22 protein-coding genes are annotated in these 22,827 nt (G+C 40.9%); 21 read left to right on the plus strand and 1 reads right to left on the minus strand.

Features of this window, described 5'->3' with window-relative positions; genetic code table 11:
• Nucleotides 1-172 precede the first annotated feature (172 nt).
• The 17 genes from pyrF to JX304_RS07680 all read left to right on the plus strand — a co-directional run bounded on the left by pyrF (nt 173) and on the right by JX304_RS07680 (nt 16,471).
• Nucleotides 173-865 (plus strand): orotidine-5'-phosphate decarboxylase, encoded by a 693-nt coding sequence (pyrF, locus tag JX304_RS07600; RefSeq protein ID WP_013903499.1) that lies wholly within the window; start codon nt 173-175, stop codon nt 863-865.
• 231 nt (nt 866-1,096) lie between these two features.
• A complete protein-coding gene (pyrE, locus tag JX304_RS07605) occupies nt 1,097-1,729 on the plus strand; it encodes an orotate phosphoribosyltransferase (protein WP_003014772.1) in 633 nt (210 codons plus the stop codon).
• Nucleotides 1,730-2,027: 298 nt separating this feature from the next.
• A complete protein-coding gene (locus JX304_RS07610) occupies nt 2,028-2,627 on the plus strand; it encodes a hypothetical protein (protein WP_205011951.1) in 600 nt (199 codons plus the stop codon).
• A 49-nt stretch (nt 2,628-2,676) separates the two neighbouring features.
• Nucleotides 2,677-3,669: a hypothetical protein gene (locus tag JX304_RS07615; RefSeq protein WP_239649423.1), complete on the plus strand. Its 993-nt coding sequence runs from the start codon at nt 2,677-2,679 to the stop codon at nt 3,667-3,669.
• Nucleotides 3,670-3,728: 59 nt separating this feature from the next.
• On the plus strand, nt 3,729-4,652 hold the full coding sequence (locus tag JX304_RS07620) for a hypothetical protein (RefSeq protein ID WP_205011952.1): 924 nt from the start codon (nt 3,729-3,731) through the stop codon (nt 4,650-4,652).
• A gap of 248 nt (nt 4,653-4,900) precedes the next feature.
• Nucleotides 4,901-6,406 carry a glycosyltransferase family 39 protein gene (locus JX304_RS07625; RefSeq protein ID WP_205011953.1) on the plus strand — a complete coding sequence of 502 codons (1,506 nt, stop codon included), beginning with the start codon at nt 4,901-4,903 and terminating at the stop codon, nt 6,404-6,406.
• A gap of 128 nt (nt 6,407-6,534) precedes the next feature.
• Nucleotides 6,535-7,188 carry a uracil-DNA glycosylase gene (locus tag JX304_RS07630; protein ID WP_205011954.1) on the plus strand — a complete coding sequence of 218 codons (654 nt, stop codon included), beginning with the start codon at nt 6,535-6,537 and terminating at the stop codon, nt 7,186-7,188.
• A 9-nt stretch (nt 7,189-7,197) separates the two neighbouring features.
• Nucleotides 7,198-7,662 carry an NUDIX hydrolase gene (locus JX304_RS07635; RefSeq protein ID WP_205011955.1) on the plus strand — a complete coding sequence of 155 codons (465 nt, stop codon included), beginning with the start codon at nt 7,198-7,200 and terminating at the stop codon, nt 7,660-7,662.
• 11 nt (nt 7,663-7,673) lie between these two features.
• Entirely contained in the window at nt 7,674-8,942 is a 1,269-nt protein-coding gene (locus JX304_RS07640) for a dihydroorotase (protein WP_205011956.1), read from the plus strand.
• A gap of 14 nt (nt 8,943-8,956) precedes the next feature.
• Complete coding sequence (locus JX304_RS07645; RefSeq protein WP_205011957.1) at nt 8,957-9,793, plus strand: SGNH/GDSL hydrolase family protein; 837 nt, start codon at nt 8,957-8,959, stop codon at nt 9,791-9,793.
• Complete coding sequence (locus JX304_RS07650) at nt 9,768-10,400, plus strand: YpmS family protein (protein ID WP_205011958.1); 633 nt, start codon at nt 9,768-9,770, stop codon at nt 10,398-10,400. Before JX304_RS07645 ends, JX304_RS07650 begins: the two co-directional genes overlap by 26 nt.
• A gap of 285 nt (nt 10,401-10,685) precedes the next feature.
• Nucleotides 10,686-12,248 carry a 2-isopropylmalate synthase gene (locus JX304_RS07655; protein ID WP_205011959.1) on the plus strand — a complete coding sequence of 521 codons (1,563 nt, stop codon included), beginning with the start codon at nt 10,686-10,688 and terminating at the stop codon, nt 12,246-12,248.
• 12 nt (nt 12,249-12,260) lie between these two features.
• Complete coding sequence (leuB, locus tag JX304_RS07660; protein ID WP_205011960.1) at nt 12,261-13,298, plus strand: 3-isopropylmalate dehydrogenase; 1,038 nt, start codon at nt 12,261-12,263, stop codon at nt 13,296-13,298.
• Between the two features lies 1 nt (nt 13,299).
• The gene (locus tag JX304_RS07665) at nt 13,300-13,578 is read left to right on the plus strand and encodes a DUF1294 domain-containing protein (RefSeq protein ID WP_205011961.1); all 279 of its coding nucleotides are present in this window, start codon (nt 13,300-13,302) and stop codon (nt 13,576-13,578) included.
• Between the two features lie 24 nt (nt 13,579-13,602).
• Complete coding sequence (gene leuC / locus JX304_RS07670) at nt 13,603-14,985, plus strand: 3-isopropylmalate dehydratase large subunit (RefSeq protein WP_205011962.1); 1,383 nt, start codon at nt 13,603-13,605, stop codon at nt 14,983-14,985.
• 11 nt (nt 14,986-14,996) lie between these two features.
• Nucleotides 14,997-15,587 carry a 3-isopropylmalate dehydratase small subunit gene (gene leuD / locus JX304_RS07675; protein WP_205011963.1) on the plus strand — a complete coding sequence of 197 codons (591 nt, stop codon included), beginning with the start codon at nt 14,997-14,999 and terminating at the stop codon, nt 15,585-15,587.
• Nucleotides 15,588-15,685: 98 nt separating this feature from the next.
• On the plus strand, nt 15,686-16,471 hold the full coding sequence (locus JX304_RS07680) for an L-threonylcarbamoyladenylate synthase (RefSeq protein ID WP_200771810.1): 786 nt from the start codon (nt 15,686-15,688) through the stop codon (nt 16,469-16,471).
• A 401-nt stretch (nt 16,472-16,872) separates the two neighbouring features.
• On the opposite strand, the gene plsY is transcribed toward JX304_RS07680, so the two are convergent.
• Nucleotides 16,873-17,517, minus strand: a complete 645-nt coding sequence (gene plsY / locus JX304_RS07685; RefSeq protein WP_205011964.1) for a glycerol-3-phosphate 1-O-acyltransferase PlsY — start codon at nt 17,515-17,517, stop codon at nt 16,873-16,875.
• Between the two features lie 187 nt (nt 17,518-17,704).
• Between plsY and parE the strand changes: the two genes are divergently transcribed.
• The 4 genes from parE to JX304_RS07705 all read left to right on the plus strand — a co-directional run bounded on the left by parE (nt 17,705) and on the right by JX304_RS07705 (nt 22,752).
• Nucleotides 17,705-19,654, plus strand: a complete 1,950-nt coding sequence (gene parE / locus JX304_RS07690) for a DNA topoisomerase IV subunit B (protein WP_205011965.1) — start codon at nt 17,705-17,707, stop codon at nt 19,652-19,654.
• A 19-nt stretch (nt 19,655-19,673) separates the two neighbouring features.
• Nucleotides 19,674-20,501, plus strand: coding sequence for a hypothetical protein (locus JX304_RS07695; protein ID WP_205011966.1), 828 nt, complete (start codon nt 19,674-19,676; stop codon nt 20,499-20,501).
• 87 nt (nt 20,502-20,588) lie between these two features.
• Nucleotides 20,589-21,404, plus strand: coding sequence for an aminoglycoside 6-adenylyltransferase (locus JX304_RS07700; RefSeq protein WP_205011967.1), 816 nt, complete (start codon nt 20,589-20,591; stop codon nt 21,402-21,404).
• 127 nt (nt 21,405-21,531) lie between these two features.
• Nucleotides 21,532-22,752 carry a hypothetical protein gene (locus JX304_RS07705; protein WP_205011968.1) on the plus strand — a complete coding sequence of 407 codons (1,221 nt, stop codon included), beginning with the start codon at nt 21,532-21,534 and terminating at the stop codon, nt 22,750-22,752.
• The last annotated feature ends 75 nt before the right edge of the window (nt 22,753-22,827 follow it).

Consider the following 22,827-nt stretch of genomic DNA (forward strand, 5'->3'; position numbering starts at 1 on the left):
ACTTTTCCCAAATATCGTACTACAATAAATAAAAACCTTTAAAGCAGTCCAGAGAGGCTTCTAAGGTCTAGACGGTGAATCATGGTAGTTTTTCCTACCTAATTTTCGTGTAACCTTGCCTCGGGCAAGGTTTTTTTGTAGATAAAATGATCAATCAAAAAAGGAGTAATCCATGCGTGAAGAACGTCCTATTATTGCCCTTGACTTCCCAGCTTTCGAGGATGTCAAAAACTTTTTAGAGCATTTTCCAGAAGACGAAAAATTATTTGTAAAAATCGGAATGGAATTTTTCTATGCAGTTGGTCCTGAAATTGTACACTACCTAAAAGGGCTTGGACACAGTATCTTCCTTGATTTAAAATTGCACGATATCCCAAATACAGTCAAATCAGCCATGTCTGTATTGGGGACTTTCGGAGTAGATATGGTGACGGTCCACGCAGCCGGTGGTGTAGAGATGATGCGCGAAGCCAAAGCAGCTCTTGGTGAAGGAGCTAAGTTGGTAGCCGTAACCCAGTTGACTTCGACCAGTGAAGAAGACATGCGTGATTGCCAAAACATTCAAACAACGGTCCAAGAATCAGTAGTTAATTATGCTCGCAAGGCACAGGAAGCAGGCTTGGACGGTGTTGTCTGCTCCGCGCATGAAGTCGCTTTGATCAAAGATGCCACTTCATCAGATTTTGTCTGTGTGACACCAGGGATTCGTCCTGCTGGAGCTGAAATCGGCGACCAAAAACGGGTTATGACGCCACAAGAAGCCCATAAAATTGGATCAGACTATATTGTTGTTGGACGCCCCATTATTCAAGCAGAAAACCCATGGGACGCTTACCATGAAATTAAGAGACAGTGGAATAGTTAAGAACGTCTAAGAAGCTGCGCTTCAAGACGTTCTACGGAAAGTCCGATGGGACCTTCCCTAACGCATTCACTAGATTTAGAGGATAAAAATAATCGTTTTATCCTCTAAATCGTCGGAATATCAGGAGTCCGATGGGACCTTCCATAACTTACTTACTGACCTGTATTGTTGTTGTTTAAATCATCTGTTGATTTAATTCGTATATGATTAAAATCGTAAAAAGGAGTTATAATGTCATTAGCTAAAGATATTGCCAGCCATCTTTTAAAAATTGAAGCCGTTTATTTGAAACCAGAAGAACCTTTTACTTGGGCTTCTGGAATCAAGTCCCCTATTTATACGGATAACCGCGTGACCCTTGCTTATCCAGAAACTCGTACCTTGATTGAGAATGGATTCGTGGATAAAATCAAGGAAGCTTTCCCTGAAGTCGAAGTGATTGCGGGGACAGCAACTGCGGGGATTCCTCATGGAGCCATTATTGCCGACAAGATGAACCTTCCTTTTGCTTACATCCGTAGCAAACCAAAAGATCATGGTGCTGGAAACCAAATCGAAGGCCGTGTACCGCAAGGTCAAAAGATGGTGGTGGTTGAAGATTTGATTTCTACTGGTGGATCTGTCTTGGATGCTGTTGCAGCTGCAAAACGTGAAGGAGCAGACGTCCTTGGTGTGGTAGCGATCTTTACTTACCAATTGGAGAAAGCTGATAAGAAATTTGCGGAAGCTGGCGTTCAACTCGAAACCTTGTCAAACTACACAGAATTGATCCACTTGGCAGAAGAACAGGGCTACATTACCTCTGAAGGATTGGAACTGTTGCGTCGTTTCAAAGAAAACCAAGAAACATGGCAAGACAAATAATATAACTGAGAGTGGGACAGAAATCGGTAATTCGTTAGAATTCGATTACGTCGTCCCACCTCCGCACAGTTGAGTAGGGCTATAAAAGCTGATGAAATCAGCGTAGTAGAGCCCACTCAACCACTCCGTCTTGCTCGACAATCCAAAGACAATTGAGAGGCTAGGACTTTTGTCCCAGCCTCTTTTTATACTCTTTTCACTAGTTGGTGGTTAACTTGAAACCCAAAGTAAAATCCGGTATGATAGTAGTAATTGTTTTCAATAGAGGATGGAAAACACTAATGTAAGGGAGAAAAAAATGACAAAAGAACATTATTTGCAATTGAAAAAGGAATTTAAAATTAGATTTACAATTACTATCGTCCTAGCTATAATCGCTAGTGTATTTTATATTAAGATATTACTCAGCAACTCTCGTGAAGTACCATATTTTATAATTTGTATTGGAACTCTCATCTTAACCAATCAGTCATTGATTGCACCTGTTTTTTATAAGAAAAAAGCAGCTGAGGAGGAACATCCAGAATGGAAGAATTTATCAACAAAGGGAGTAGAAATTCCTCAGGAAGAAATTCAAAAACGAAATGGGATATCGATCCTAGCTTTCATCATTGTAATTGTTGGATTCTTCATGTTATACCGACCAGCTCCAAAAACGGATGTAGGGACTGAGGTAATAAAAACTAATAGCGAGATTCAGTCTGTTCCGGAAAGTTCAACAGATAAAGAGTCTAGCACGGTCTCTAATTTAACACCACAGGATGTTCAAACCTTACAAGAATTGAAAGAGGATATCGAATCAAACACCCCATCAGATTCACCATCACTGGATATCAACAAAGCAAAAGATCTTGCAGAAAAGGCACAGCAACAAAATTGGTTGAAAAGAGATAAATAAATGTTAATTTGATTCCTTTATTGAGATTTTAAAAAGAAATAGGTGAATAATGAACATCAGTAGAAAATTATTATTTCGTATTGGCTTTGTATGTATTGGGATAGGCATATTCTTAAGTATTATCTTCTACTCGTACCAAGGATATTTATCTAAGAAATATTCTGGTTTCCTATATTACACTGGAAAAGCGAAAATTGACTCTTACGAATTTATTGCAGATGGTCAAGGTGTTATTGTCCATTGGGAACCTGTAAAGTCTGAGGAGAAGGAGCTGCGCAAATATAATAAGCAATTATTTACAGGCTGGGCTACTCCCGTATCTCAACACTATGTTCTTAGAGAGAATATGAAATTACCAAATCACCCTTCTAAAATTCATAAAAGTGTCAGAAAAGATGCTTATTGGACCTTGTCCATGTATAAGGTTGAGGGAAATCGTTTGAAAGAAGAACCTGAGATTGATTTACTTTCTACGGTTGATCAGTACAAAAAAGGATATATTTCAAATGATCTTGGTCCTGTCTTTTCGTATAAAGGGGAAGATTATGTAACGCTTTATGCGAGACCATTAGAAGAATGGAAAACTGAAAAGAAAGTATTTTTAAATCTTCAAACCAGAAAGATTGAAGAAGTAAAGGCACTTGAAACGATAACTGATCAGTTACCAACAGCAGAAATAAGTGTTAAAGATTTTAAAAAACTTGGTATTAAAAAAGCAACAAGAGATATCAATTTATTTACAATTAACAAAAATAACTTGAGTAATACACCAATCAGCAAAGATAGAAAAGCAATGTCAATTCTGGAAAAAGAAAATTCAAATATCATTGTATTGAACAATAAGAATACGATAGATTTTGGTACGCGTCTTGTTTCGGTGTATTCACTATTTTATCCTAAAGATTATAACCCTGGGGAGTATCTGTATATTCCAAAAGAACTTTCAGTAGATGGTCAGGAACATGATACTAAAAATAAACAAGAATTTGATCAGTACTATGATATGGATAAAGCTAAGCAATTGTATCATGTGAATGATTAAATTTTTTCCATTCAGCTAAGACAATAGAAAAAAACTTTATCAAAGTAAGGAGTAGAAGGATGACATTAAAAAAGTGGCTTGTAGTCATTTTGCTAGGAGTTGGTATAGTGTGGGGTGGTTTCTATCTTTACCAGCAACACGTTGCAAAGGAAGGGGCAAAACCAAGATTGATTCGCACGGTTAAAGAGTTACATCCTAAAAATGTCAAAATTTTAGGAGATCGTCAACAATATGTTTTGTCTGACCATGACACGGTTTTAGTCGGAGGACGTTATCTTTTTGGAAGAGATTATAAGGAGTGGAAAGCTAAAAAGGATTCCACATCGACCGTTGAATATATTAGTTTCACTTACTATGATGTGGAGACTAAAAAAAGTCGAACTGTCAATGTATTAGAGACAATTCCTCAAAAAAATAAAATAAAGAAAATCACTCGGCTTGGTCTACCTACAATAAGTGGTATTGCATATATGGACACAGTTTATATAGAAGCGTTAGAAGATAACAAAACCACTTATACTATCAAAAAAATTTACTATAACTTAGATACAAATAGTTATTATACTCCATCTACCACTAATAAAATTCCAAGCGCTCTGAAATTAGATGGTATTGCGCTTTCTTTAACGAATTTAGATGATCAAATAACTAATTTAGGCTATTTTTATGATGTAGATTATAGAGGTATCGCAAAAGCTTTAGATAAAAAGGCAGATACTGATATCAATTTATTTAGTGAGTTTCCAGAAATCAAAAATGATGTCATTTCAGGAAAGAAAATATTATCTATTCGTTTTGATCAAGTTCAAGAAAAAGAAGTCTTTAATACTCTGATGCATTGGTTTGCTCCCAAGGGGCAAGAAACCCTTTCGGGAGTGAAAATAAAAGCTGAATACTCCAAGGATGGTCAGGAACATGAAATTCACTCTTATGATGAGTTCAAGCAATTTTACAATGGAAAAGGTGGTGAATTAAATGAGTAAGTATAGGACTTTCAGTTTTGCCCAACTTTTCTCGATTGACAGACAACTAAAAGGAAGATTATGTATTTAATCCTTGATTTTATGTTTAATTGTAATCCTATTTTACAGAGGTCTTGAATTTACAGAGCATAGGGAAATTGAATTTGATTTCAAGGAAGATCGTAAATAACAAAGATAATTCCTCAACCTAAATGATTTCGTATCAATCCAAAACAGCAGAAATGCTGTTTTTTTGGTATAATGGACCTATGTTATCGAAAAGTAAACGTACCTTATTTGGGTTACTGTATCTTATCATGTTGCTCCTCATGGTCCACTGGTTGTATACAAGTGTGGTGTACCTACAAGAAATTTCAAAGATTGCCATTTTCATTGCTGTCTTCTTGTTTCTTCTAGCTTGGTTGCTACGTGATCGGCTAAAGAAAGCCTATGTTTGGCTGACCCAGCATAAAAAAGGTTTCCTGATTGGAGCTGTTATTTGTCAGTTTGTGATGATGGTTTGTGCGGAGCTTTTGATCCGTCGGGATGCTGCAGTTGTTTTTAAGGGAGCTTTTGATCTTCTTAAGCAGTCTTCCATTACCAACTACCTCAGTCGCAATCCCAATAACATCCCACTTTTCCTTTACGAAAAGTTTTTCTACGTGGTCTTTGGCTCTAGCGGTTTGTGGGTCATGCAGCTTCTCAACATCCTCTATGTCAATTTGGGTGCCGTCCTCTTGTACAAGCTGTCCCAGAAGCATTTCAGTCAAAAAACAGCTGATTTGGCTTTTGTCTTTTATGTGAGCTTGATTTGCTATTCGCCTTATTTTTATTCCATGTACACGGATATTCTACCCATCCCCTTGATCACCCTACAGCTATGGTGGGTACTTGACCTTCTGAAGGCTGATGATGCAGTCATCTCTTGGAAAGAGCTGCTAGGACTGGGTGTTTTATCAGGCGTTGCCATGTTGATCCGTCCAACGACGATTATTGTCATGATCGCCTTTTGGGCTGTGCTTTTCTTCCGTGGTAATTGGAAGTCCTTTGGCAAGATCGCTATGGTAACAGGCCTTGCGACGGGCTTTGTCTTTGCTGGCTTGAATACCGCGGTGGAGCATCAGTCGGTTGTGCCGATTTTGAAAAAGGAAGGTCTCGCAAAGGGCCCACTCTTGTTTATCAATTTAGGCTTGACGGATATGGGACATAACCAGGAGGATATGAAAGAGGGCTTGCTGGCTTATATCGATGAGGACAAGCGGTCGGATTATAACAATGGCCTCTTTAAGAAAGAAAATGTCATCAAAGAAATCAAGCGCCGTCTCAAAGAGTATGGTCCTTGGGGCTTGCTGGGGCATATTTATTACAAGCAGTCCTTGACAGTGGCAGAAGGGACACTTGGTTGGCTATACCGAGATGTAGAGTATGAGAAGACACCTTATATTAATCCTCTCTATGCGCCACTGACGAAAAACAATGGTCTGGCAAAATGGGTACGGACTTACTTCCTCAGCATTGACCGTCCGCAATACAAGTATTATGAATTTGTGAAGCAGGTGATCTGGATTGTCCTGTCAGCTGGCTTGGTTGGGGCTTATCTCAAACGTCGAGATACAGATGCCTTCAATTTCCTTTCCTTAGCGGTCTTTGGTGGCTTGCTCTTCTTGACCATTTTTGAAGGTGGGAAGACCCGCTACCTCATTCAATTTCTGCCGCAAATTATACTAGTCGCTTCGATCGGTCTAGCAGGATTCAGTAAGAAAGAAAATACATAAAAACTCTCGCTTGTTTGACAGGCAGAAAAAGAGGTTGGATAATATGTCCAGCCTTTTTTTATCCAGTGGATCTGCGTCAAATGTGGTATAATGGAAGGTAAGAATTTATTGGACAGGGGAGAGTTTTCATGGAGCATTCACCATGGCATGAAGCCATCAAATCCCACCTTCCTGAAGGGTATTTTCATCAGATCAATGACTTTATGAATGAGGTCTATAACAAAGGAGTGGTCTATCCACCGCGTGATAAGGTTTTTAAGGCCTTGCAGACAACTGAGATGGATCAGGTCAAGGTCTTGATTTTAGGCCAAGATCCCTACCATGGACCAGATCAAGCACAAGGATTAAGTTTTTCTGTTCCGGATCATGTGCCAGCGCCGCCTTCTTTGCAAAATATTCTCAAAGAATTGCGCTCAGATATTGGAGAGAAGCGGTCGCATGATCTGACCTCTTGGGCAGAGCAAGGAGTGCTCTTGCTCAATGCCTGCTTGACGGTTCCTGCTGGTCAGGCTAATGGTCATGCGGGTCAAATTTGGGAGCCGTTCACAGATGCTGTGATCAAGGTGGTCAATGAGTTGGAGGAGCCAGTTGTCTTCATCCTCTGGGGATCTTATGCCCGTAAGAAAAAGCCTCTGATTACCCACGACCGACATTTGGTCCTTGAATCAGCTCACCCAAGTCCCTTATCGGCCTACCGAGGATTCTTTGGGTCCCAACCCTTTTCAAAAACCAATCAATTTTTGAAAGAGGCGGGACGCGAGCCGATTGATTGGTTAAGATAGGAGAAAGAAATGCCACAATTAGCAACGATTTGTTATATCGACAATGGGAAAGAATTTCTCATGTTGCATCGCAATAAGAAGCCCAATGATGTCCATGAAGGCAAATGGATCGGGGTTGGTGGAAAATTAGAACGCGGGGAAACCCCTCAGGAGTGTGCGGCGCGTGAGATTTTTGAGGAGACGGGACTTAAAGCTAAGCCAGTCTTAAAAGGAATCATTACCTTTCCAGAGTTTACTCCGGATTTGGACTGGTATACTTATGTCTTTAAGGTGACGGACTTTGAGGGTGAACTGATCGAATGTAACGAAGGGACACTAGAGTGGGTACCTTATGATCAAGTCCTCTTAAAACCAACCTGGGAGGGGGACCACACCTTTGTTGAGTGGTTATTAGAGGATAAACCCTTCTTTTCAGCAATGTTTCGCTACGATGGCGACCGTTTGTTAGAGTCGCATGTTGATTTTTATGAATAAAGGAGAATGCAATGGTTGTCATTAAAAATGGTCGTGTCATGGATCCAAAGACCGGTTTGGATCAAGTCTGTGACCTTCGCATTGAGGGAAAGAAAATTGTAGAGATTGCTGAAAATCTCCCAACGGATGGACAAGAGGTCCTTGATGCCTCAGGTTTAGTGGTAGCTCCTGGTTTGATCGATGTGCACGTGCATTTCCGTGAACCCGGCCAAACCCATAAAGAAGATATCCATACTGGTGCTTTAGCAGCAGCTGCGGGTGGTTTTACCCGAGTAGTCATGATGGCCAATACCAATCCGACTATTTCAGATATTGCTACCTTAGAGGAAGTCTTAGCTTCTGCAGCCAAGGAAAATCTCCACATTCATACGGTTGCGACGGTGACCAAGAATTTTGACGGTCAACACCTGACAGATTTTGAAGGCCTGCTCAAGGCGGGTGCGGCTGGTTTTTCAGATGATGGAATTCCCCTTCAAAGCACCAAGGTCGTCCGCCAAGCCTTGGAAGAAGCTAAGCGTCTAGGAACCTTTATTAGTCTGCATGAAGAAGACCCTGAGTTGAATGGTATTCTTGGGTTGAATGAGAACATTGCCAAGGAACACTTCCATGTCTGTGGGGCGACGGGTGTGGCTGAATACTCGATGGCTGCGCGTGATGCAATGATTGCCCATGCGACTGGTGCCCACCTCCATATCCAACACCTTTCCAAGGAAGAAAGTGTCAAGGTTGTAGAATTTGCCCAAGGATTAGGAGCTCATGTGACGGCAGAAGTGGCACCTCAACACTTTTCGAAAACAGAAAGTCTGCTCTTGACTAAAGGAAGCAATGCTAAGATGAATCCACCTCTTCGCTTGGAATCAGACCGTCTAGCAGTGATTGAAGGCTTGAAGTCAGGCGTCATATCCGTGATTGCGACGGATCACGCGCCTCACCATGCGGATGAGAAGAATGTTCCTGATATTACCAAGGCACCATCTGGAATGACCGGTCTTGAAACATCACTTTCTCTTGGTTTGACCTACTTGGTCCATGCAGGACATTTGAGTCTCATGCAATTGCTAGAAAAGATGTCCTATAATCCAGCACGTCTCTATAATTTTGATGCCGGATATATCGCAGTAGATGGACCAGCAGATTTGACCATTTTTAATCCAGAAGCAGATCGTTTAGTATCGGATCATTTTGCTTCAAAAGCTGGAAATTCGCCATTTGTGGGTGAAACATTAAAAGGGAAAGTGGCTTACACCATCTGTGATGGACAAGTGATTTTTCAAGGATAAGAGATCGTATTCATATGAATCCTAAAAAAATGATGCAAGGCTTGGTTTTCTTTTTAACCAGCCTTCTTGTCTTTGTCTTTCTATTTCGTTCTTTGCTCCCGACTGCGTCTCCTCGTATGACCAAGCCCAAACCGTCTACCAAAGAGGTCACCTATACCTATGTAGCGCTGGGAGACTCTTTGACCAAAGGCATCGGAGATAGCACCAATCAAGGGGGCTTTGTGCCCTTACTCGCTCAAAGCCTATCCAATGAAAACGACGGCCAGTACCAGCCTGTCAACTACGGTGTAGCTGGAAATACAAGTGCTCAGATTTTAGATCGGCTCAAGAAACAAGCAGACCTTCAAAAAGATCTCAAAAAGGCGCGTGTGATGACCTTGACAGTTGGGGGAAATGATCTACGCAAAGTCGTTGTCGATCATCTGAGTGACTTTTCCCTATCGGATATTCAAAAACCACTCAAGAATTATACAGCGAACCTCAAAGAAATGATCACCAAGGCCAGAAAGGACAATCCCCATCTTCCCATTTATGTAGTGGGGATCTACAATCCTCTTTACCTGAATTTTCCTGAATTAACCAGTATTCAGACGGCTGTAGATCGTTGGAATGAGACGACGGAAGAAACCATCGCACAATTTGATCAGGTCTATTTCGTTCCGATCAATGATGCCCTGTATAAAGGAATCGACGGGAAAATGGGTGTGTCAGAAGTCAGTGATGGCAAGGCGACGATTACTAACGATGCCTTGTATGAAGAAGATCGTTTTCACCCCAACAACACAGGTTATGAAAAGATGAAACAAGCAATATTGGAGAAAATCAATGCGACTAAGAAAACTTGGAATTAACGGAATCCCCAAGAAAGACCAACTAGCTCAGATTAAAAAAATCAATATTTGGAAATGGCTCTTTTTAGGCTTGGTGAGTTTCCTTGTAGCTCTGGGCCTTGTGGTACAAAGCCGATTGGCAACACCTAGAGAAGATGTCCGTCAGCTCCAACAGACTGCAAAGACTAGTGACGTCCAAGTTGGGACCATGACGACAACCAGAGATCAGCTCAATGACACCATTAAATATCTGCTAAAAAAATACCATTTATCCGATTACAAGGTCTATGCGGACAACCAACAAATCTTGCTAGAAGGGCAGTTGGGCCTTTTGGGCAAGTCATACCCTTTGTACATTTACTTTCAACCATCCAAGTTGGAAAACGGGAATATTCTCTTAACGGTGAAGGACTTTTCAGTGGGAAGCTTCCAAATCCCCCAAAGGATGGTCTTGCAGCTCTTGAGTAAAAATAAAAACATCCCAAAATTCATTCAGATCTCACCCAAGCAGTCCACCATCACCATTCTCTTGTCGGAGATGGATAACGACTTTGGAATCTTCGCCAAGGCCAATACTGTCGATCTCTATAACGACAAGATCGTTTTTGATTTGTATCAGAAGAAGTAGGGCAAAAGGGGATATTTTGTTTCTATTCAAAAAATTCAGAATATTACAGAAAATTCTTGACATTGCTTTTTCCCTATGCTAAAATACTAAACAAGACATTGAACAAAGGAGAAAGTCAAACATGAAAACAGCTAAGTTTATTCAATTTGCTTTGTTGTTGAGGTATAAGGGCTAGTGCAGAAGCATTAGTCCTGTTTGGCTTACCAAGCGGGCAAAAACATCTCGCTTGGTTGACCGAGTGAGATGTTTTTCTTTATATCCACTACATAGAAATGAGGAGACCCTATGCGTAAAGTTGAATTTTTAGATACTAGTCTTCGGGATGGTGAACAAACACCGGGTGTAAATTTTTCGATCAAGGAAAAAATTTCCATTGCCAAACAATTGGAAAAATGGGGTATTTCTGCTATTGAGGCTGGCTTTCCAGCGGCCAGTCCAGACTCTTTCACCGCTGTACAGGAAATTGCAAAAGTCTTGACCAAGACAGCAGTCACTGGCCTAGCTCGTTCTGTTAAATCCGATATCGATGCCTGCTACGAAGCCTTAAAGGATGCCAAGTATCCGCAAGTTCACGTCTTTATCGCAACCAGTCCCATTCACCGGGAGTTTAAACTCAACAAGAGCAAGGAAGAAATACTTGAAGCCATTAAAGAGCACGTTTCATATGCGCGTTCAAAGTTTGAGGTTGTGGAGTTCTCACCAGAAGATGCGACACGGACGGAATTGGATTTCCTCTTGCAAGTTGTCCAGACTGCGGTCGACGCAGGGGCTAGCTACATCAATATTCCTGATACAGTCGGTTTCACGACACCAGCAGAGTATGGCGCGATCTTCAAATACTTGATTGACCATGTCAAGACGGACCGCGAGATTATCTATTCCCCTCATTGCCATGATGATCTAGGAATGGCAGTGGCGAATAGCCTTGCTGCTGTCAAAAATGGGGCCCGCCGTGTGGAAGGGACCATCAATGGGATCGGTGAACGGGCTGGAAATGCAGCGCTTGAAGAAGTAGCGGTCGCTCTTAATATTCGCGAAGACTATTACCAGGTGGAGAGTCCGATTGTGCTCAATGAAACCATCAATACTTCTGAGTTGGTTTCTCGTTACTCTGGGATTCCAATTCCTAAAAACAAAGCGGTTGTTGGTGGCAACGCCTTTTCACATGAGTCAGGGATTCACCAAGATGGGGTCCTTAAAAACCCGCTTACTTATGAAATCATCACCCCTGAGTTGGTAGGCGTCAAGAGCAACAGTCTTCCTCTTGGAAAATTGTCTGGTCGCCATGCCTTTATTGAGAAACTCCATGAGTTAGGACTTGATTTCTCAGAGGAAGATATCCAACCATTATTTGCCAAGTTCAAATCTCTGGCAGACAAAAAACACGAGATCACCGATGCCGATATCCGCGCCCTTGTTGCCGGTACAGCAGTAGAAAATCCAGATGGCTTCCAATTTAACGATCTCCGCTTGTCGACCAATGCCGATGAAAGTATTTCTGCAGCAGTTAGCCTCAGCAATGAAGAGGGAGAAGTGCTTGAATTCCTTGCCACTGGTCAAGGATCTGTCGAAGCCATCTTTAATGCCATTGATAAATTCTTCAACCAAACTGTTCGCTTGACATCTTACAATATCGATGCGGTGACCGATGGGATTGACGCCCAAGCCCGTGTCTTGGTATCCGTGGAAAATGTCGATACAGATACGATTTTCAATGCCTCTGGTTTGGACTTTGACGTATTGAAGGCGTCAGCGATTGCCTATATCAATGCCAATACCCTAGTGCAAAAAGAGAATGCGGGTGAGATGGGACGAGCTGTCTCCTACCGTGATCTTCCACAAGCCTAAGAGGAAATGAACATGACAAAGAAAATTGTAACACTTGCAGGAGATGGGATTGGCCCTGAGATCATGGCAGCTGGACTAGAGGTTCTCGCAGCTGTTGCTCCGAAAATTGGCTTTGATTATAGCCTAGAAGACAAACCTTTTGGGGGTGCTGGGATTGATGTCGCTGGTCATCCACTTCCCCAAGATACTCTAGAAGCAGCGAAAGGAGCGGATGCTATTCTTCTTGCAGCCATCGGAAGTCCGGAGTATGACCATGCTCCTGTTCGTCCTGAACAAGGTTTGCTCGCTATTCGCAAGGAATTAAATCTTTTTGTAAATATTCGCCCTGTACGGATTTTTGACGCCTTGAAACACCTGTCTCCTTTGAAACCAGAGCGTATCGAGGGTGTTGACTTCGTGATTGTGCGTGAATTGACAGGTGGAATTTACTTTGGAGAGCATATCTTGAAAGAAAATACAGCGCGCGATATCAATGATTATAGCGCAGAAGAAATCCGTCGGATTATGCGCCAAGCCTTCAAGATCGCACAAGGACGTGGCAAGAAAGTGACCAGTATCGATAAGCAAAATGTCCTTGCAACGTCTAAATTATGGCGCAAAGTGGCAGAAGAAGTTGCCATAGAATTTCCAGATGTGACTTTAGAGCATCAGCTTGTAGACAGTGCAGCCATGATCATGATCACCAATCCAGCTCGCTTTGATGTCGTCGTAACAGAGAATCTATTTGGAGATATTTTATCGGACGAATCGAGCGTCCTTCCAGGAACACTAGGCGTGATGCCGTCTGCCAGTCATTCTGACCAAGGGCCAAGTATGTACGAACCGATTCATGGTTCAGCACCAGATATTGCTGGTCAAGGTATTGCGAATCCGATTTCCATGATCCTCTCCGTTGCCATGATGCTCCGAGACAGTTTTGGAGAAACAGCAGGTGCAGAAATGATCGAAAAAGCGGTCAACCAAACCTTGAATCAGGGGATTTTAACCCGAGATCTAGGTGGTCAGGCTTCGACTGCAGAGATGACAGCAGCTATCATAAGGAATCTCTAAGATGACTTGGAGAGAACGTTATTTACTAGTGCTGGCCATTTGGAACGGTATGGTTTTTCTAACCTATGGCTTAGATAAGCGAAAAGCCATCCAAAACAGGTGGCGGATTCCTGAAAAGGTCCTCTTACTCGAGAGCTGGCTACTTGGTGGATTTGGAGCTCTTCTAGGTGGATATCTCTTTCACCACAAGGTACGGAAATGGTATTTCCAAGCCACCTGGTGGATCAGTAGCCTTCTCTTAGCAGGTGTTCTTTTTCTAATCCTTCGATGGATTCCCTAGCAAAAACATAAATGGAGAAAGACGATGAGTGGAAAATCTATCTTTGATAAACTTTGGGACCGCCACGTGATTACAGGAGTGGAAGGGCAACCCCAACTCATGTATGTGGACCAACACTATATCCATGAAGTGACGAGTCCCCAAGCCTTTCAAGGATTACGGGATGCAGGACGCAAGGTTCGCCGACCCGATTTAACCTTTGGAACCTTTGATCACAATGTTCCAACGGTTAATATTTATGATATCCGAGATGTCATTTCAAAGGCCCAGATTGACAAATTAGCTGAGAATGTAGTAGAATTCGGGATCGATCATGCAGCTCACGGTTCAGAAAAACAAGGGATTGTTCATATGATAGGCCCTGAAACCGGTCGGACCCAGCCAGGAAAATTTATTGTCTGTGGAGACAGCCATACCGCAACCCACGGAGCCTTTGGTGCCATTGCCTTTGGGATTGGAACCAGTGAAGTGGAGCATGTCTTTGCCACCCAAACCATCTGGCAAGTCAAACCAAAGAAGATGTTGGTCGAATTCACCGGAACCCCACAAAAAGGAATCTATTCAAAAGATTACATCCTAGCTTTGATAGCGCGCTACGGTGTTGCTTGCGGAGTTGGCTATGTCGTAGAGTATCGGGGAGAAGCGATTGATCGCTTGACCATGGAAGAACGCATGACCATCTGTAACATGTCAATCGAGTTTGGATCCAAAATGGGGATCATGAATCCAGATGAGACGACCTTTGACTACCTTCGGGGACGCGAATGTGTGCCAGATGATTTTGAGGCCGCAGTAGCTGACTGGAAAACTCTGGTCAGTGATGACGATGCGGTCTACGACAAGGTCATCCGTATGGATGTATCTGAACTAGCTCCGATGGTGACTTGGGGGACCAATCCTTCTATGGGAGTGGATTTTGAGACACCCTTCCCAGAGATTCGGGACATGAATGATGAACGGGCTTATCATTATATGGATTTAGAACCTGGTCAAAAACCAGCAGACATTGAATTGGGCTATATCTTTATCGGTTCCTGTACCAATGCGCGTCTCAGTGATTTAGAGCTGGCAGCCAAGTTTGTGAAAGGCAAAAAAATCGCACCCAACTTAACAGCCATTGCCGTACCGGGCTCTCGTCCGGTCAAGCATGCCGCTGAAAAGTTGGGCTTGGATCAAATCTTTATGGATGCAGGCTTTGAATGGCGTGATCCAGGGTGCTCGATGTGTCTCGGGATGAACCCAGACAAGGTGCCGGATGGCGTCCACTGTGCCTCTACTAGCAATCGAAACTTTGAAGATCGCCAAGGGTTTGGGGCCAAAACCCATCTCTGTAGCCCCGCTATGGCCGCTGCAGCAGCAATTGCTGGTCGCTTTGTCGATGTGCGCCAATTGCCAGAAGTCGAGTAAAAGGAGGAATCATGGAGAAATTTACCATTTATACGGGGACAACGGTTCCCTTGATGAACGATAATATCGATACCGACCAAATCCTCCCCAAGCAATTCTTGAAGTTGATTGATAAAAAAGGTTTTGGGAAATACCTCATGTATGCTTGGCGCTACTTGGATGACCAGTATACTGAGGACCCAGATTTCATCTTTAACAAGGCAGAATACCGCCAGGCAACCATTTTGATCACTGGTGACAATTTTGGGGCTGGCTCCTCTCGGGAGCACGCCGCCTGGGCTTTGGCAGATTATGGCTTTAAGGTCGTTATAGCTGGATCCTTCGGAGATATTCATTACAATAATGAGCTCAATAATGGCATGCTGCCGATTGTGCAACCGCTAGAAGTTCGTCAAAAACTGGCAAGTTTGAAGCCCACAGATCCAGTAACAGTGGATTTGGAAGAGCAGAAGATCATTTCGCCTGTTGGAGAGTTTCGCTTCGAGATCGATCAAGATTGGAAGCACAAATTGCTCAATGGGTTGGATGATATAGGGATTACGCTTCAGTACGAAAACTTGATCGCAGCTTATGAAAAGAATCGGCCAGCTTACTGGCAATGATAAAATTGTATACTTAATTATGAATTTTCTGAAAATATATTGAATTTTTCGTGATTTTTTGATAAACTACTAAAAAGAATAGAAAAGGAAAGAGACTTATGACAAGACACATTCAATGGGACGGAACACTTTCACAAGAAGGATTTGATATTTTGAAGGGAGAGGGTGGTTGTATCGTCTGCCCTACAAAAGTTGGCTACATCATCATGACCAGTGACAAGGCCGGCTTGGAACGGAAGTTTGAAGCCAAAGAACGCAACCGTAACAAACCAGGTGTGGTTCTTTGCGGAAGTATGGATGAACTTCGTGCCCTTGCGCAATTGAATCCTGAAATCGAAGCCTTCTACCAAAAACATTGGGATGAAGATATCTTGCTTGGTTGTATCCTTCCATGGCGCGAAGATGCTTATGCAAAATTGCAAGCCTTCGGAGATGGACGTGAAGAACTCATGACAGACGTTCGTGGAACCAGCTGTTTTGTCATTAAATTTGGGAAAGCTGGTGAGCAAATCGCCAAAGAAATGTGGGAAAAAGAAGGCAAGATGGTTTATGCTTCTTCAGCTAACCCTTCCGGTAAAGGAAATCGCGGGAAGGTCGAAGGAATCGGTGAGCGTATCGAAGGTGCTGTGGACTTGGTCATCGAAGCCGATGACTATGTAGCTTCTATCCAACCAGACAAGACCGTCGAAACTCGCTATGAACAAGGAGTGATGGTTTCTATGGTGGATGCAGAAGGTAAGCTCATCCCAGAACAAGGAGCAGGCAGCCGTTCTGTCAATACTTGTCCAGTCGTGATCCGTAAAGGATTGGATATCGATAAGATCATGATGCATTTATCCGATCATTTCAACTCTTGGAACTACCGCCAAGGGGAGTACTATTAAGAAATAGAAAAAAGCATTCCAATTGGGATGCTTTTTTTGTGCTCAAATTAGGTTCTGGTATACTAATGTTAGTAATTGTTCAAAGAATATAAATGAGTTCTAATTTTAAAAATTATCAATAATTTACCGAAACTTTCCTCCGTGAGAAAAGTTCTAGAAACACTATTGTTTCTAGAACTCGGGAGTTTTGAAACCTTAGGTTCAAAACTAAGTCATGGAACTTCTTTGAAGTTCGCTGACGTCCGTACTCACCTAAGGAAAGTTTTTAAGGTAATATTGTAATTTCGTTTTGAATGCTCTTTTTGTGAAAGGATAAAAGATGGTATAATAGAGACAAAAGATGTTCCGAACAAGGAATAAGCCGTTATTTTTAGCCCAATCAAAAAACTAGAGCGCAGGCTCTAGTTTTTTGGTTGTTGGTGGGTGATGTTCTTTCCCCAAGGGATGAGATTTTCTTTTTTCTCTTTGATCCGTTGGATATTATCTTTATGACGAAGAATGATCAAGGTCGCTAATGCCAAGACAATGATTGTAAAAAGCGGATCATAACAGTGCAAGATCCATCCAGTCAAAGGGAGAAGAAGGACTGATAAAATGGCGAGTAGAGCAACAGTTACACTCGAAAACGAGATCATACTGGTTAAATACAGGCTGGCTACAAAATACACAGCCAAAATGAGTAGTAGAACAGGCGAGAAGCCAAGTAAAACACCAGCACTTGTTGCCACTGCTTTTCCGCCTTTAAATCCAGCAAAAATTGGGAAAGTGTGTCCCAAAACAGCCAAGAGACCAAAGACCATCGGCGAGATCCCCTGAATTCCAAAGAAAGTCGGAAGAAGGACTGCCAGTGTTCCTTTCAAGAGATCAATCGCAAAGACGATGATCCCAGCTTTCTTCCCTAAAATCCGAAAGGTATTGGTCGTTCCAGTATTACCTGAGCCATGTTCTCGTAAATTAATATTAAAAAAGACTTTTCCAATCCATAATCCCGAAGGAATGGAGCCTAACAGATAGGCCAAAATTAAAATACTTATTTCTTTCATCATACCTTCATTATATCAAAAAGCATTTAATAGAAAAAGCAATTTCTTGAGATCAAGTGTGACATCTGAAGAAAGTGTTTAGCCAGCATTTTATACTGAGATATAGAAATCTCCATATAAAGAGAAAAAATTTTGCAAAATTTCCTAAAAAACTGTAATATAGAAAAGATGAACAAACAGGAGGTTCCTTGTGGCAAAAAAGGAAATCAATATTAATAATTATAATGACGATGCCATTCAGGTACTAGAAGGGTTAGATGCGGTCCGTAAACGTCCAGGGATGTACATCGGATCAACCGATGGAAACGGCTTGCATCACATGGTCTGGGAGATCGTTGACAATGCAGTCGATGAAGCCTTGTCTGGCTTTGGATCACAAATCGATGTGACCATCAATAAAGACGGTTCACTATCCGTGGTAGACCAAGGACGGGGAATGCCGACAGGAATGCATGCCATGGGCAAACCAACTGTCGAGGTGATCTTTACAGTTCTCCACGCGGGAGGAAAGTTTGGACAAGGCGGTTATAAGACTTCTGGCGGTCTCCACGGTGTGGGATCGTCCGTCGTGAATGCTCTCTCAAGCTGGCTTGAGGTAGAAATTACCCGTGATGGAGCTGTCTACAGACAACGCTTTGAAGATGGTGGGAAGCCTGTTACGACTCTTGAAAAGATTGGGACTGCTCCCAAGTCTAAGACCGGGACCAAGGTTACCTTTATGCCGGATCCAACCATCTTTTCAATGACAGATTTCAAATTTAATACCATTGCTGAGCGGATCAAAGAGTCAGCCTTCTTGCTTAAGGACGTGACGCTGACGCTGACCGACCTTCGTAAGGAAGAAGACAACCATGTGGCCTTTCACTATGAAAATGGGGTTCAGGATTTCGTTGAATACTTGAACGAAGACAAGGAAACCCTGACACCTGTTCTCTACTTTAATGGGGAGTCAGATGGTTTTCAGGTAGAAGTGGCCATGCAATACAATGATGGCTACTCTGATAACATCTTATCTTTTGTTAATAATGTCCGCACCAAAGATGGTGGAACCCACGAGACGGGTTTGAAGACAGCCATTACCAAGGCCATGAACGACTATGCAAGAAAGACCGGACTTCTCAAAGAAAAAGACAAGAATCTGGAAGGATCGGACTACCGTGAAGGTCTTTCCGCTGTTCTTTCTATCTTGGTCCCAGAAGCTCATTTGCAGTTTGAAGGACAAACCAAAGACAAATTAGGGAGTCCCCTGGCTCGTCCAGTCGTCGATAGCATTGTTTCGGATAAATTAACCTTCTTCCTCATGGAAAATGGGGAGTTGGCTTCTAGTCTGATCCGTAAAGCTATCAAGGCTCGGGATGCGCGTGAAGCAGCTCGAAAAGCGCGGGATGAAAGCCGAAATGGCAAGAAAAACAAGAAAGACAAAGGGCTCCTATCTGGTAAATTGACCCCAGCCCAGTCTAAAAATCCTGCTAAAAACGAACTCTATCTAGTCGAAGGAGACTCAGCTGGTGGTTCTGCCAAACAAGGACGGGACCGGAAGTTCCAAGCCATTCTTCCCCTTCGTGGGAAGGTTCTTAATACTGAGAAGGCCAATATGAGTGATATCCTCAAGAATGAGGAAATCAACACCATGATCTACACCATTGGTGCTGGAGTTGGGGCAGATTTCTCAGTGGAAGATGCCAACTATGATAAGATCATTATCATGACCGATGCGGATACAGATGGTGCCCACATCCAAACCTTGCTCCTAACTTTCTTCTATCGCTATATGCGACCTTTGGTAGAAGCTGGACATGTCTACATCGCGCTTCCTCCTCTATATAAAATGTCGAAAGGCAAAGGGAAAAAAGAAGAAGTGGCCTATGCTTGGACAGATAGCGAATTAGAGGAGTTGCGTCGAACCTTTGGCCGTGGAGCAATCCTCCAACGTTACAAAGGGTTAGGGGAAATGAATGCAGACCAGCTTTGGGAAACAACTATGAACCCAGAAACCCGTACCTTGATCCGTGTCACCATTGATGATCTAGCTCGTGCAGAACGCCGCGTCTCCGTCCTAATGGGCGATAAGGCGGCACCACGTCGTCAATGGATTGAAGACAATGTTAAGTTCACCTTGGAAGAAACGACAGCGTTTTAAGGATAGTATAGGAAATATTATGGCGAGACAGAATTATTTTGATATTTTGAACCGTATGGAATTTGATCCACAGAGAGAGTTAAAAAATTTGATGGATTTACTGGAAATGGAGAGAAATTTCAAGAGTATCTATTATGAAACAAGTTTAAATAGTGCGATTTCTGATAATTTCTTAGATTATCCTAATCGTTCAACCTTTACCAATTATTCACAAATGATAGAATTTGTTGGATCGAATATCTATAATACAACTGAACAACTATTTGTTTTCTCTGAGTTCTTAGTTGATATTTTTTGTAATCTTGCAGAAAAATTTACAAAGAAAGAGAGTGAGTTTATTCAAATTATATTTGATAATATTAAAAGGTTTTTAGAATTATCAAATCATGAATTGATTACATTGGATAATGGTAACAAAATCATTGTTGAAAAGAATGTATATGCCTCAGAAGCTTCTCAGATTGTATCTGAAACTAGTATTGAGGAGGCGATAAAGGTCTTAGAATATAATCATTTTTCAAATAAGGGAAATATTCAGCGTAAGAAAGAAATACTTATTGCTTTAGCGAACTACCTTGAACCGTTTAGGAGAGAACTAAATAATTCTGAAGAATTAAAAGATATTTTGAAAGTCAACAATCAAAAGGTTACCGCGTTTGAAAAACTTTTTGAAATGTATAATAATTTTGGTTTAAGACACAATAATTCAAATCAATATCATCTTGATTTGACTGATGATGAACTGGAACAATGGTACGATGACATCTATACTTCGACTTTATTTGTTATTTTAAGCATGGATGAATCTAGAATTTTGTCGAAACTAAAAACTTTGAGAGAAGAATAGCTAAATCTTTTATAATTGATTAACTATTTTAACTTGAGAAATAGTATGCTAATATACAGGAATATCAAATGAGAAACAGGTATTAACATGAGAACTGCCCCCGAAATGTTGAATCTAATTTTACACACAGCAAAAACTCTCCAAGTAGAGGCTGTCGCCATGTCCGGTTCACAGGCAAATCCAAAAGCACCAAAAGATGAGTTTCAGGATTACGACGTGGTTTATGTTGTGGATGACTTAGATACTCTAACAAGCAATCTTGCTTGGTTGGACCAGTTTGGCACTCGTATCATTGAGCAGTATAATATCCTAGGTAACCGTCGTCTTTACCTCATGCTCTTTGAAGATGGGAATCGTATTGATTTAAGCCTCTGCCCCAAGGAGTATATCCAAGAGTGGGTGGAGAGCGAAGCAAATTTTGAAGTTATAAAAGACGACAATGGCTTGTTTGAAGCCTATCAGCCTAATGCTAAGCGCTACTGGACCGCTCCGCCCTCCGAAGAGGAATTTGCAACATCCTGCAATGAATTTTGGTGGGTATCGGCATATGTCGTAAAGGCCATTAGAAGAAATCAGCTTATCTATGCGACTGATCATCTCTATGGCATTTGTCAGCAAGAACTCCTCAAGGTCTTAGCTTGGCAGGTGACAAGCAATAGGGGAGTAGTTGACATCGGAAAGAACTACAAGCACCTCTTCCAGTATCTACCAGCTGAGCAAGAGAAGGAGTTCTCAGCTTTGCTTGATTTATCAAGTTTCGATAAAATCACTAAGTCTTTATTTTCCACAATGAAGGGATTCGATCGAGAAGCTCAAATTCTGGCCCAAAAGATGGGGTTTGCCTACGATCAGAAAGAGGCTAAAAAGATGATGGATTATGCTGAGGAGAGGTTCGGATTATAGGAGAGCTCCTAGTTATAAAATTATTTAACAGTAGATTATTTATCAGGAAAGGCTAATGTGATTTTATAAAATACAAGTTATTTTACATTAATTTAAAATAGTTTTTATAAATATGGACAATGAAAATATGTTATTCTTATTATTAAATATATTAAATAGACAAAAAGTAGACAGAAAAAAAGAAATTGCGGGACGCTTTTACGATTCAATGAGTGATCTTTCAAAATTAGTGTCTATTCTAGAATCAGAGGGGGTATTTTTACAAAACAATAAAGTTATCTATATTAAGAAATCTGATAAAATAATTGATTTTGAAAAGTATGGTTTTAATATATTATATTTAGGGGAATCTAATGATTTTATTGAGTTCTCTCTTCAATATCCAGAAGGAAGAGAAATAGAATTACCAAAAAAGTCAATCTCTTTAGATTTAAATATTTTGATTGATTTAGGAAAATTATGGAATAATACATATAGTGGTAACTCTGAAGATTTTTTTCAATTCTTAGAATTTATTAAGAGCGAATATGAAATTGATATTACCTCTGCTTTACATGAGAATTCGCAAAAGATAACTGATTTTAAAAATTCTAAACATAGAGTTAAGGTGAAGACTGAATTATTAGCTTATAAACAATTATGTAAAGCAGATATTTCTCAAATTCGTAAATTTAACTATGTACATATTGATGTAGATGATAAGATAGATATTGATAATCAACTATCTAATCTATTTTCAGACAAATTGATTCCGGAATATAAAAGATTATTAGTAGTTCAATGTTTATTTTTAAAAGCTTATATCTTAAACTATAATTCTTCGAAAAAACCAAAGGATAAAATTAATGATTTGATAAATTACTCATTATGTGTGCTGAAAGTATTTTCTGATTATGAATTGTTATTAATTTATTGGTATTTTCAAGATAAACAAGTAACTAGAAGTGCATTTAGAAAAATGAAGCCCAAAAAGAAAACTTTGAATGAATTGGTTAATGATATATGCAATACTGCTTGGGATATATTCCATTTTAGAAATTTAGAAGATTCATTCGTTTCTTCTGTGGTTAAAAACGATTTAATTGGAAGTTGCTTTGCATCAAGGGATAAACAGTATAGAGAATTTTTAAATTTAAACCCTATTCAATTTATAGTTATTCAGGACGAATCCTATCTTCCATGGCGTAAGTTCAGGTTACAAGATGAAGTTGAAATTTCTGAGGAAAATTGGAAAGAATATAGATCTAATGAATCAGAAAGAATTAAATTCCAAATGAACTCAGAGTATTCTTGTCTGGAAAAAATTAAACAATCGTTAATCAAAGAAATAAATAAGATACATGATTAATAGTTAAATAGAATATTTTTATATACATTCATTTTTTAACTTTATCATATAATTTTGAAAGGAGTTGAACGCGCC

The sequence above is a fragment of the Streptococcus parasanguinis genome, from assembly GCF_901875555.1.
GTDB lineage: Bacteria > Bacillota > Bacilli > Lactobacillales > Streptococcaceae > Streptococcus > Streptococcus parasanguinis_H.